10 protein-coding genes and 1 pseudogene are annotated in these 11,260 nt (G+C 58.6%); 4 read left to right on the plus strand and 7 right to left on the minus strand.

Features of this window, described 5'->3' with window-relative positions; translation table 11 throughout:
• Together H6F59_RS23830 and psbC are read left to right on the plus strand one after the other, a co-directional pair.
• Positions 1 to 212 (plus strand): annotated as a pseudogene (locus H6F59_RS23830) (photosystem II D2 protein (photosystem q(a) protein)); the annotation flags it as partial.
• The gene (gene psbC / locus H6F59_RS23835) at positions 196 to 1,578 is read left to right on the plus strand and encodes a photosystem II reaction center protein CP43 (protein ID WP_190515967.1); all 1,383 of its coding nucleotides are present in this window, start codon (positions 196 to 198) and stop codon (positions 1,576 to 1,578) included. The pseudogene H6F59_RS23830 and the gene psbC, both read left to right, overlap by 17 nt.
• Positions 1,579 to 1,773: 195 nt before the next feature.
• Here the strand turns inward: psbC and H6F59_RS23840 are convergent, their stop codons facing one another.
• The 5 genes from H6F59_RS23840 to H6F59_RS23860 form a co-directional block, all read right to left on the minus strand.
• On the minus strand, positions 1,774 to 2,016 hold the full coding sequence (locus tag H6F59_RS23840; RefSeq protein WP_190515970.1) for a DUF6761 family protein: 243 nt from the start codon (positions 2,014 to 2,016) through the stop codon (positions 1,774 to 1,776).
• 158 nt (positions 2,017 to 2,174) lie between these two features.
• Positions 2,175 to 3,404: a hormogonium polysaccharide biosynthesis glycosyltransferase HpsP gene (gene hpsP, locus H6F59_RS23845; protein WP_190515972.1), complete on the minus strand. Its 1,230-nt coding sequence runs from the start codon at positions 3,402 to 3,404 to the stop codon at positions 2,175 to 2,177.
• Between the two features lie 158 nt (positions 3,405 to 3,562).
• Positions 3,563 to 4,744: a hormogonium polysaccharide biosynthesis glycosyltransferase HpsO gene (hpsO, locus tag H6F59_RS23850; RefSeq protein WP_190706739.1), complete on the minus strand. Its 1,182-nt coding sequence runs from the start codon at positions 4,742 to 4,744 to the stop codon at positions 3,563 to 3,565.
• A 113-nt stretch (positions 4,745 to 4,857) separates the two neighbouring features.
• Positions 4,858 to 5,157, minus strand: a complete 300-nt coding sequence (locus tag H6F59_RS23855) for a DUF3253 domain-containing protein (protein WP_190706743.1) — start codon at positions 5,155 to 5,157, stop codon at positions 4,858 to 4,860.
• Complete coding sequence (locus H6F59_RS23860; RefSeq protein ID WP_190515980.1) at positions 5,154 to 6,020, minus strand: alpha/beta fold hydrolase; 867 nt, start codon at positions 6,018 to 6,020, stop codon at positions 5,154 to 5,156. Before H6F59_RS23860 ends, H6F59_RS23855 begins: the two co-directional genes overlap by 4 nt.
• Before the next feature lie 376 nt (positions 6,021 to 6,396).
• Between H6F59_RS23860 and H6F59_RS23865 the strand changes: the two genes are divergently transcribed.
• Both H6F59_RS23865 and H6F59_RS23870 read left to right on the plus strand, forming a co-directional pair.
• On the plus strand, positions 6,397 to 7,266 hold the full coding sequence (locus H6F59_RS23865) for a hypothetical protein (protein WP_190706746.1): 870 nt from the start codon (positions 6,397 to 6,399) through the stop codon (positions 7,264 to 7,266).
• Between the two features lie 360 nt (positions 7,267 to 7,626).
• Positions 7,627 to 8,502, plus strand: a complete 876-nt coding sequence (locus tag H6F59_RS23870) for a hypothetical protein (protein WP_190706749.1) — start codon at positions 7,627 to 7,629, stop codon at positions 8,500 to 8,502.
• On the opposite strand, the gene H6F59_RS23875 is transcribed toward H6F59_RS23870, so the two are convergent.
• Together H6F59_RS23875 and H6F59_RS23880 are read right to left on the minus strand one after the other, a co-directional pair.
• Positions 8,495 to 8,989, minus strand: a complete 495-nt coding sequence (locus H6F59_RS23875; protein ID WP_190706752.1) for a histidine phosphatase family protein — start codon at positions 8,987 to 8,989, stop codon at positions 8,495 to 8,497. The genes H6F59_RS23870 and H6F59_RS23875 overlap by 8 nt on opposite strands.
• Positions 8,990 to 9,085: 96 nt before the next feature.
• Positions 9,086 to 11,239, minus strand: coding sequence for a Tex family protein (locus H6F59_RS23880; protein ID WP_190706755.1), 2,154 nt, complete (start codon positions 11,237 to 11,239; stop codon positions 9,086 to 9,088).
• Between the last annotated feature and the right edge of the window lie 21 nt (positions 11,240 to 11,260).

Raw genomic sequence — 11,260 nt, forward strand, 5'->3', positions numbered from 1 at the left:
CAGTGGGCATTGTGGGTCTCGGGTTGAACCTGCGGGCCTACGACTTTGTGTCCCAGGAGATTCGGGCGGCAGAAGACCCAGAGTTTGAGACCTTCTACACCAAGAACATCTTGTTGAACGAAGGCATTCGGGCCTGGATGGCACCGACTGACCAGCCCCATGAGAAGTTTGTATTCCCCGAAGAGGTACTCCCCCGTGGTAACGCTCTCTAGCAACTCGTATATTGCTGGGCGCGACCAAGAATCCACCGGCTTTGCCTGGTGGTCTGGTAACGCTCGTTTGATCAACCTATCCGGCAAGCTGTTGGGTGCCCACGTGGCCCACTCCGGTCTGATTGTGTTCTGGGCCGGGGCTATGACCCTGTTTGAAGTAGCCCACTTTGTTCCTGACAAGCCTCTGTATGAGCAGGGCTTTATTCTGCTACCCCACCTGGCCACTTTGGGCTGGGGTGTGGGTCCTGGTGGTGAAGTAATCAACACCTTCCCTTATTTCGTTGTCGGTGTGCTGCACCTGATTTCGTCGGCGGTGCTGGGTCTCGGTGGTATCTATCACGCCCTGCGCGGTCCCGAGGTGCTGGAAGAGTACTCTTCCTTCTTCGGCTACGACTGGAAAGACAAGAACCAGATGACCAACATCATCGGCTACCACCTCATCCTGCTGGGTTGCGGTGCGCTGCTGCTGGTTCTGAAGGCTTGTGTGTTCGGTGGTGTCTACGACACTTGGGCACCGGGCGGTGGCGATGTCCGCATCATCACCAACCCGACCCTAAACCCCGCTGTGATCTTTGGTTACCTATTGGGTTCTCCCTTTGGTGGCGACGGCTGGATTGTCGGCGTCAACAACATGGAAGACATCATCGGCGGCCACATCTGGGTTGGCTTGATCTGCATTGCTGGCGGCATTTGGCACATTCTCACCAAGCCCTTCGGCTGGGCCCGCCGTGCTCTGATCTGGTCTGGTGAAGCCTACCTGTCGTACAGCCTGGGCGCTCTGTCCCTGATGGGCTTTATCGCCTCCTGCTACGTATGGTTCAACAACACTGCTTATCCCTCTGAGTTCTACGGTCCCACCAACGCCGAGTCTTCACAGGCTCAGGCCATGACCTTCCTGGTGCGCGACATGCGCTTGGGTGCCAACATCGGCGCGGCCCAAGGCCCCACTGGTCTGGGTAAGTACCTGATGCGCTCCCCCACGGGTGAGATCATCTTCGGTGGTGAGACCATGCGCTTCTGGGACTTCCAAGGTCCTTGGTTGGAGCCCCTGCGTGGCCCCAACGGCCTCGACCTCGATAAGCTGACCAACGATATCCAAGATTGGCAGGTGCGTCGCGCCGCTGAGTACATGACTCACGCGCCCAACGCCTCCATCAACTCGGTGGGCGGTGTGATCACGGAAATTAACTCCGTGAACTTCGTTAACCCCCGGCAGTGGCTATCGACCTCTCACTTTGTACTGGGCTTCTTCTTCCTGATTGGCCACCTCTGGCATGCTGGTCGCGCTCGCGCGGCTGAGGCAGGCTTCGAGAAGGGTATCGATCGCGAAACTGAACCCGTGCTCGCTATGGGCGACCTCGACTAAGGTTGAGGCCAGCCTAAGGCTCAATAAGAAAAGCTCCTGCCCTAGGGCAGGAGCTTTTTTGTTGTGAAGTAGGTGAATGGAACACAGCGGCACCGCGCCTTAGCCAGATAGCAGGCTAAGCTCTACTGGCAAAAACCTTTTTGAGGACACTACGGCAATTAAAAAGCCGCTGATCGACATCAGCGGCCCTAAGCGTCAATAAATTTCTGGCTCTGGCAGTGGGACAATAAAATTAGAGGGGTCATTGAGATAGCGGATGGTGTCTTCTTCAAGGCGGTGGACTAGGTATGGCTCGAGGGCGTCAGAGTGACGGAGGGCGGCTAGGTAGCCTTCAAGGTAAAGACGCAGCTCGCTGGTGCGATAGCCTCGGTTCCACTGGTCGACGAAGGCATCGGTAATCCGTTGATAGTACCGAACAGCTTTGGCATCCTGAAGCATGGGAGGTAGACCTATAAACTCGGCGGTGGTTAGGGGTAGATCTCGCTCTGTAACTAAATTTTCCCCCAAAGGGTGAAAAACCTGATGAGTTTCTTAACGTACCGTTATACGTATCTTTATACACCGTTTGCCTAGGGCAAGGAGTGCGGATTATGACACTATCTAGGCGACGGTTTTGGGGGGAGCGAAATTTTGGAGTTGGCTAAGGGCTTGGGCAAAACAGAACGGTAAGCGGCTAGGGTGTGATGGGCGATCGCATCCCAGTCGTAACACTCTCTAGCATAGGCTCTAGCTCGCTGCCCCCGTAGCTGCCGTTGGGCAGAATCTTTCAGCGCCTCAACTAAGGCTTGGGCTACACCGTCTACGCTCAAGTCGCACACCCAGCCGCTGCCGCTGCTGGTAATGTCAGGCCAGATGTATACGCCTTTAGACACTACCACCGGCACCCCCGCCGCCATGGCTTCCGCTACGGCAATGCCAAAATTCTCGTAGTAGGAGGGCAGCACGAATAGATCGGCAGCTTGTAGCAGGGCGGCTTTGGTATTGCCGGTGACAAAACCCGTGAGCGCGGTGCGATCGCCCAGTGAAGTAGCCCGCAGGCGATCGCCAATAGCCTGCTCATAGGCAGGATCCTGAGGATTTCCCCCCGCCAGCACCAGATGAAACTCTACGCCCTGAGCCGTGAGCTGCTCTAGAGCCGGCAGCAGCAAATCGAGCCCCTTTTTAGGATCTAGTCTAGAGAGGTAGAGCAGGAGAGGGCGATTATGAGGGATTCCTAGCTGGGCTAAGATTTGCTGACGTTCATCCACAGGTAATGCTTTTGGCGGCTGTACTCCCAGAGGGATCACCCAATCCTGAGTGCTGGCCCCAAACCGATAGGAGACTTCTGCCTCGATCGGGCTGGTGAAATGCAGCGCCGCCGCCCCACCAATATTGGGGGCCTCAAACAGCCGTCCGTAGATCTGCTTGAGGCGCTTTTTTTTCTGCAAATCTGCCGGGTCAAGGGTGCCCAGGGGGCGCAGCACGTAGGGCAGGCCGCGATCGCGCGCCACCGTTGCCGCCGCCGTGCTTAGGGGCGAAAACAACGCGTGAATGTGGACCAGGTCAAACTCATGGGCGTGCTGGTAGAGCCAGGCCAAAAGCCCCGCCGAAAACTTGTACCGCCGCCAGGGCGAACAGGCAAAGTAACGCACCGTATAGTTCTCTTCCTGTACCGGTACGCCTAAGGGAACCGCCAGCGGTGACTGACCTGAATCGCCATTGGCGTTAGTGGTAAGAATGGTTACCTCCGCCCCTGCCGCTGCCAAGCCCTGGGCAAAGCCGCGCACCATCTGGCTCGGACCGCCGTAGATAAGGGAGATGGAGGGGACGATTTGGAGGATGCGCATGGGGAAGTAGGGGAGTGGGGGTGAGGGGGTGGATGGGTAGGCGGGGGAAAGCTGGGTGAATCAGTTTTGAGTTTTGAGTTGGGCTTGAAGCTAAATTCAACATTCAAAGCTTCTCTATCTCCCTCACCTTCCCCATCTCCTCATCTTCCTTGCCTCCCTCATCCCTCGACCCCAATCTCCCGGTAAAACTCCAACAGCTGCTTCGCCAGTGCCCGGTTCGTGTAGCGGCTCATGGCGCGGTGATGACCTGCTTCTGCTAAGGCCTGCCGCTGTTCGGGATTCTCCAGCAGGAGGCGAAGGCAATTGGCTAGTTCAGGGGCATTGCCTTCGGGAAAGACGAGGCCAGACTGGTCGATGACGTGGGGAATCTCGCCGGAGTCGGAACCAATCACGGGGACGGCGCAGGCCATGGCTTCGATCAGCACGTGGCCGAATTGTTCTTTCCAGCCTTTGGAGGTGAGGGTTTTGAAGGTATTGGTGGTTTCGGAGGGCAGCACTAGGGTGTGCATGAGGTTGATGTAATTGGGGACCTGATCGTGGGGAATGTCGGTCACCCAGCGGAGGCGATCGCCGATGCTCAACCCATCAGCCTTGGCCTGAATGGTATCCCGCAGCTCTCCCCGACCCACTAGCAGCCACACCCAGGGCTGAGGATGATCTCTTAGAGTCGCCAGGGCGTCGCAGAGAGTAAGCAATCCCTTTTCTTCGACGAAGCGACCACAGTAGCCCACTACAAAGGCATCGCTGGCGATGGCGAGGGCCTGGGACAACTCTGGTTGGGGTTGGGGACGAAACAGGGTTTCGTCGACGCCGAGCTGAGGCATCACCTGATAGGGGGCCGTGTAGCCGCGATCGCGTAAGATATCGGCCCCGTCCTGGTTGCCCACCACTAGACCGTGGGTATGCCGCAGGTTGTAGGCTTCGAGGGCCGAGATAGGGAATTTGAGCTGGTAGGGCAAGTTCCACCAGGTAAAAAGGACGTTTTTGGCCTTAAGGCCTAGCAGGCGGTTGAGGGTGATGGTTTGGGTGTAGGCCAGCGCTTTAGCACCCTGCTCAACCTGAATCACTTGGGGCCGAAACCTTCGCAGCAAGCTAACCAGATCGGGGCCAAAGGTGAGCAACCCTTGGTTGTTTTGGCTGAGATTGCTGAGGGGCTGCACCCGAAAGTTGCCCGCCTGGAGGGGTTCAGACACAATCAGCCGGTTTTGCACGCCGCCGGGCTGCCAGCGGCGAGGAACGCCCACCACTACCTCTATCTCTGGGGAAAGCTGGGCTAGGGCGCGCAGCTTTTCGCGGTTGAGGTCAACGATATAAGTGTGGCTGAGCACGAGCACACGCATGGTTGGCAACATCTGCAAAAAGGGGCACCTCTAGGTTGCCCAAAGGGTGCTTAGGGGTTGCACCGGTCAGCCATCCTGGCAGGGCGATCGCTGCCAGGGCTGCTCGCATGCCTTTAGCCATCGCTTTGGGAAACTATGCCCTCATCCCTGCGATCGCCTGCTGCCCGCTTGGCCTGGCCGTAGCGAATCGGTCCCCTAGCTGTTTTGGGATCGACCACTTGCCCTCGCTGTCGGACAACAATTTCCCCCTCGGCGGCTAGCTCAACCCCGACCTCACGGACAGCAGGCATCAACTCGCGCCAGTCTTCATGACTGAGGGCGCGGGCGACTTCAGAGGGGCAGATCGTTTTGCTGGGGCCGCGCTGGGCAAGCAAACCGAGCAAGGTGGCGCGCAGGTCAGCAGAAACGGTCATGGCCCCAAGGCGAGGAATTCGTCCATGAGGGTATTGACCTGGTGAGGGCGCTCCTGCTGCACCCAATGGCTGCAATGGGGAATGTAGCGCAGGCGCAGATGGCGCACGTAGTCTTCAGTGCCAAGGGAAAGTTCTTTGCCCAAGGCTGCATCGGCTTCGCCCCAAATCAGCAGGGTGGGTACTTCGAGAATGCCCCAGGGTTGCCACTGTGGGCCGCTAAAGCTCAAAGCCCGGTAGTAGTTGACCATGGCGGTGAGGGCACCAGGCTTGGCAGCGGCGGTCTTGTAGGCTCGTAGATCGGCGTCGCTAAAGGTACTTTTATCGACGGCCATGCCCAGCAACATTTGCTCGATCGCCCAGTAGTCGCCCGCCTGCAATAGTAGTTCGGGCAGCAGCGGTAGCTGAAAGGCCCCGATATACCAACTGCGCAACAGCTGCTGGGGATGGCGTAGCCCTTCGGCAAACTTGGCTGGGTGGGGAATATTCATCACGATCAGCGACTCGAGCAGTTCGGGGTGGGCGTAGGCAAAGGCCCAAGCGATCGCGCCTCCCCAGTCGTGCCCTACCAGTACCGCGCGGTCATAGCCCAAGGCGGCGATCGCCCCCCGTACATCCTCCACTAAGACATCCAGGCGATAGGCATTGACATCTGAGGGCTTGTCGCTGTCGTTGTAGCCCCGTAGGTCCAGGGCGACGCAGGTATATTTGGCCGCAAAATGGTCGAGCTGGTGCCGCCAGGAGTACCAAAATTCTGGAAAGCCATGCAAAAACAGCATCAGCGGCCCTTGGCCCTGGCGGACGTAGTGCAGGCGCAGGCCATTAGTTTGCAGAAACCCGTGCTGTTTGCTGACAGTTGCGGTCATGGCACCACCGGGGCCAACGTCTCCTTAACTATACTGAGAACTCCTAGGGCTGGGGGCGATCCCCCTGACTTGGACCGGGTTGTCAGTTACGTAAATATATTTAACCCATTTCTCCCAACCCCCGGATGCTGATTTTTACCACCTGTAAATGGTAGGGAGCACAGCAGAAGCTGACGTTGTGTGGGTGGCCTTCACAACACCTAACCAGATCACAGCTCAGAGTCGTTTGCTCACCCGCCAGACCTAATGGGGTTAACTGGCTTGCGAAGGCTCATTCTCTACGTGCTGCCCTTGGGGCGCTGGTTGCTGACCGTCGCGATCTGGAACGACCTGGGAAGGTTTGGCCCTCGTCACGTTCCTTGCGATTGTTCCTGATATGAACTCACTAGACGACTTGACCCTGTTGCAGTGGTTTGTTTCGGGGGATGCCTCCCTAGAAGCAAATCAGTCGCTCCGGATTCAGCCCGCCAACAACCTGCGCCAGCTCTTGGGCCGTAAAGGCTCGCTGCTGGCCACCGCCTACGATGCTGCCCTGCCGCCCCGCATTGAGGTGCGCCGCCACACCGAATACGCTGACATACTACACCAGATTTTGGTCGACCATCACTTTGTGCCCGTTGGCCAGGAGTTGGACAGCCAGGTGTTGTGCTATGCTCACTACCCAATTCCTGAGGGCTACCGCATTGTCTATGGCCAGGCTCGCCAGCTGTGGAAGCAGTGGTGGACCCACGCCAGTCGCCTCAGCGATCGCCACCTTCAGCTCGACCTGTTTGTGCTGGCGAGCAGCCAGTGGTACCCCATCCGCGACGTTGCCATCAACAGCGGCACGCTCTACATTGACACCTTGCGGGGCGAGACCGTTCACCACGGCGATGACATGATGGTGTGGCTCGAACAGGAGCGCTGTGATGAGACCGATGAAACCTGTTTTTGGGCATCGCCTTCAGGCCAGCTAGTGCCGCACCAGCTTCTAGAACAGACGCCTGCCGCCACCCTGACTAGCCCGCCCCATCAGTCTCAGCCCTCCGGCCGGCCGCTTTTGGATGGTGCAGTTTCCTCGGCTACTGTAGACTCCACCCTGGCCCCGGTTGTGTATGCCCTAGACGGCAGGGTCTACGTGCAGACCGCCCTAGGCGTTATCGTCGTCGAAGGCGAAAAACTGAGAGCCTACAAGCCTGCGCCCCCAATGGCGACCCCCAGGGATCGAGCTACGACCGTCGCCACCGTTCGACAGCGCCCCAGATAACCGGCGGCTCCAGCAATAGACTTCGCCAGCTTTGCCTAGCGTCTCGGTCAGCAACTAGACCCTAGGCAAATTATGGCGGCGATTGTGACGCCCTAGCCACCGCAAAACTGTATAAGAATTTACAAAATCTTGTTGATATCACGGGGGAAACATCCGGATTCCTAACGTCAGATTTCATAGCATGGGATTGTGTCGATCCGATGCAGGGCATTGAGCAGCCTCTATCTGGATCAGCGTTCACGGCTCTCAGCTAGACCTAATGGGCTTAATCAGTCTGCGATGGTAAAAGCTTTTCAGCGATCGCGGCTGAGATGATTTCCAGGGTTTGGCCCTCATCACGTTCCTGCAATTGTTTCACCCATGACCTCACTCGATGATTTAACTCTGTTGCAGTGGTTTGTCTCAGGGGATGCCACCCTAGAAGCGAACCAGTCGCTGCGCATTCAGCCCGCCAACAATGTGCGCCAGCTTCTGGGCCGCAAAGGATCGCTGCTAGCGATTGCCTACGATGCCACCACGCCGGCTCGCATTGAGGTGCGCCGCCACACTGACTACACGGACGTACTGCACCAGGTCTTGGTCGACCATCACTTTCTACCCGTTGGTCAGGGGCTAGATAGCCAGGTATTGTGCTACGCCCATCACCCTATCCCCCAGGGCTACCGGGTCAATTACGCCGCCGCCCGACAGCTTTGGAAGCAGTGGTGGATGCAGTCAAGCCGCCGCGGCAACCGCCCGCTGCAGCTTGACCTGCTAGTGTTGACCCAAAACCAGTGGTATCCCGTCCGCGACATTGCCATCAACAGCGGTACCCTCTACGTTGATACCCTACGCGGCGAGAACGTTTACCACGGCGATGACATGGTGGCCTGGCTCGAAAAAGAGCGCTGCGAAGAGGGCGACAAAACCTGTGTTTGGACATCGCCACCGGCTCAGGCGGCCCCGACTCCTCCTGAGCCGCCCGTTGCTGCAACTGTGCCGGCAAGGGCACCCGCTCCAGCCCCTCGCCCAGCCCCGCCGCTGAGATCACCGGTTGCCCCAGCCCCTCTAGCTAGCGTAGACCCCACTCTGGCTCCGGTGGTCTATGCCCTAGACGGTAAGGTCTACATCCAGACCGCTGTGGGAGTGGTTGTGGTGGAGGGCCAAGAGCTAAAGGCTTATAAATCCCTGCATCAGCCGGCGATCGCCCCTGATCGACTTGCGACCGTGGCAACCGTCAGGCAGCGCCTTAGGTAAACAGCCTAGGGGGCAGCAGCCACAGCAGGGTGCCCCGGCCATAGTCAATTTGAGACCAGGTGGTAATCTCAAACTCAAGGCAGACCATAGCCGCTGTGGGCATGTGCACGATACCGCCGCCCAAAAAAAACGAAGCTGCGTCAGACCAGGTCGGCTGATGGCCCACCAGCATGAGCGAGCGGTGATGGTCTGGCACCGCGTGAATCACCTGTAACACCTGGTCGACCGAGGCTTCGTAGAGGTCGTCGGTGACGCTCATGGGGCAGGGCCAGTGGCCAGCCTCCATGGCGATTTCTAGCGTGGTGCGGGCTCGCACCGCCGACGAGGTAATGGCCAGATCGGGGACTTTGCCTGCTGCCGCCAGCAGCTTGCCCATGGTTTTGGCGGCGACAATGCCGCGCTCGGCGACGGGGCGATCGCGATCGCGCCCGTTACCCACATTCCAGTCAGATTTGCCGTGGCGAAAAAGAATTAGCTGCTTGGTCATGGTAGGGGATCGATCGTGGCTCCAGGGCGATGTGCCCTTGATCACCTTAGGGGATCGCCCGGGGGGAATCAACGTTGCCCCCAGTTTTCTGCAGCTTTAGGACGGGACCCGCATCGATAGACCGATGCGCTTGAGCTTAACATCCACCTCCATCACCCGCACCGTCACCACCTGGCCCACTTTGACAATCTCGTTGGGGTCGCTGACAAAGCGATCGGCCATCTGCGAAATATGTACTAGCCCGTCCTGGTGCACCCCCACGTCCACAAACGCGCCGAAGTTAGTGACATTAGTGACCACTCCCTCTAGGGTGAGACCAGGCTTCAGGTCGGTAATTTCGTTAATACCCTCCTGAAAGCGGGCGTAGGCAAACTGCTCGCGGGGGTCGCGGCCGGGTTTTTCTAGCTCCTGCAAAATGTCTCGCAGGGTGAGTTCCCCGGCCTCGGCGGTGGTGTATTTTTTGATGTCGAGGCGCTTCAGCCGATCGGCGGCTTTGGGAATCTGCTCTAGGGGAAGGGAGAGATCAGCGGCGATCGCATCCACAATCCCGTAGCTTTCGGGGTGCACCGCTGTATTGTCGAGGGGGTTTTTACCGTTGCGAATACGCAGAAACCCCGCTGCTTGCTCAAAAGCCTTGGGTCCCAGTTTTTTGACCTTTAGCAGCTCCCGGCGCGACTGAAACGCTCCATTGGCATCGCGGAATTCGACAATATTGTTAGCCACCGCTGGGGTTAGCCCCGACACGTAGGTCAGCAGCTCGCGGGAGGCCATGTTCAGATCCACTCCCACGTAGTTGACGCAGCTCTCAATGGTGTCGTCGAGCTTTTGCTTGAGCCGCTTTTGATCGACATCGTGCTGGTACTGGCCTACGCCGATCGATTTGGGGTCGATCTTGACCAGCTCCGCTAGGGGGTCTTGCAGCCGCCGAGCAATGCTGATCGCCCCCCGCACCGTCACATCCAGGTCGGGGAATTCTGCCGCCGCCACCTCGCTGGCCGAGTAGATTGAGGCCCCCGACTCATTCACCAGCACTTTCACCGGAGGATTCGACAAAGTCTTCAGAACTTCCCCCACAAAGGCGTCGGTTTCGCGGCTGGCGGTGCCGTTGCCGATCGCAATCAGCTCAATCCCGTGTTTGCGAATCATCCCCGCTAGGGTTTGGGCCGCCTGCTGCCGCTGGTTGTGGGATTGGTGGGGAAACACCGCCTGATACTCCAGAAACTTGCCAGTGCCATCCACTGCCGCCACCTTGCAGCCGGTGCGAAAGCCGGGGTCGACCCCCAGGGTGGGCTTCATGCCCGCTGGGGGCGACAGCAGCAGGTTCTTCAGGTTGGCCTCAAAGTTTTGAATCGACACCTCATCGGCCCAGGCTTTCTTCTCGGCCATCACCTCGCTGGTCAGCGACGGCTTCATCAACCGGCCATAGGCATCTTGAATTACCCCCCGGTAGAACTGGCGAACCTCAGGTACGGGAGTTTTCACCACCCGCTTTTCAAGGGTTTGCAGCACGGGGTCGGGCTCTACCTCCAGCCCCACCTTGAGAATGCCTTCGCGATCGCCTCGCAGCAGCGCCAGCAAATTGTGGGAGGCGATCGAGCGCACCGGGACCTGGTAAGCCCGATACATCTCGTACTTGGTGCTGCCCTCGGGGTGGCCTTTTTTAATGCTGGCGATGAACTGGCCGTGGGTCAGGAGGCGATCGCGCACATACCGCCGCAGCTCCGCCCGCTCTGCCACCTGCTCCGCCAAAATATCTGCCGCCCCCTGCAGGGCTTCGTCCGTAGACTGAACCCCTTTGTCCGGGTTCACAAACGCTTGCGCTTCCTGAAGCAGAACCGCCCGTTTGCCCATTTTATTTAGCTCCTCAATTTTCTGAGCCAGCGGCTCTAGCCCTTTCTCTTTGGCCATGGTGGCGCGGGTGCGGCGCTTGGGCCGGTAAGGCAGATAAAGATCCTCTAGTTCCGTCTTTTGCTGGCAGGCGAGAATGGCGGTCTTGAGCGCCTCCGTGAGTTTACCCTGGGATTGAATCTCGCCCAGCACCGTCTGTCGCCGATCCTCAAGCTCGGTCAGGTACTGGTGGCGCTCGGCAATCTGCCGCAGCTGCACCTCATCTAGATCCCCCGTGCGCTCCTTGCGGTAGCGGGCCACAAAGGGCACCGTCGCCCCTTCGGCAAACAGCGCCAGGGTAGCCTCTACCTGGGCTGGACGGATCTCAAGTTCGGCAGCAATGGTGGTCGCGAGCGGAGTCATGGGGCAGCTACTGAGGCAATA

The sequence above is a fragment of the Nodosilinea sp. FACHB-141 genome (genome assembly GCF_014696135.1).
In the GTDB taxonomy this organism is placed as follows: Bacteria; Cyanobacteriota; Cyanobacteriia; order Phormidesmidales; family Phormidesmidaceae; genus Nodosilinea.